A 491-nucleotide genomic window follows, 5' to 3' on the forward strand; every position below is an offset into this window, starting at 1 on the left:
TTTGTTTCCGATTAGCCTGATTGTGTCTATGGACCATGCCGATGATCCTCGACAGGCAGGCGGCCTGACCGCATTCGTGCAGGGCGTGGGTTATCTGATTGCCAGCCTGTCGCCGCTGTTTGCCGGAATAATCCGCGACCTGACGGGCAGCTTTGCAGGCGCATGGTGGTCACTGATGGCGTTGGTCGCGATCATGCTGTTGATGGTGGTGCGACTCGATCCCCGACGCTATGCTGAGCACCTGCGCAGCGCCGGCGTCAAACCGGTCATTATTGGCGAGGGGGCGGTATGATTGCATTTTGATGCTATCTTGTCCGCGTGGACCTGATCGTCCGGTCGCAGTGCCAGCGAGATGCCTCAATGCTCAACAGTAATGCCCTGAGAAAGCTGGACATGCAGGACCTGATGGTCTTTGTCTCGGTGTATGAGCAGCGCAACCTGACCCTGGTCGCGGAAGCGTTGCATGTCAGCCAGTCGACGGTCAGTTACTG

1 protein-coding gene and 1 pseudogene are annotated in these 491 nt (G+C 57.8%); both read left to right on the forward strand.

From position 1 onward, the window contains the following. A pseudogene (locus tag ALO43_RS15430) lies at positions 1 to 292 on the forward strand (CynX/NimT family MFS transporter); the annotation flags it as partial. A 68-nt stretch (positions 293 to 360) separates the two neighbouring features. Further along, a partial coding sequence (locus tag ALO43_RS28950) for a helix-turn-helix domain-containing protein (RefSeq protein ID WP_157062300.1) occupies positions 361 to 491 on the forward strand: 131 nt, incomplete at its 3' end.

This window comes from Pseudomonas tremae (genome assembly GCF_001401155.1).
Classification (GTDB): Bacteria; Pseudomonadota; Gammaproteobacteria; order Pseudomonadales; family Pseudomonadaceae; genus Aquipseudomonas; species Aquipseudomonas tremae.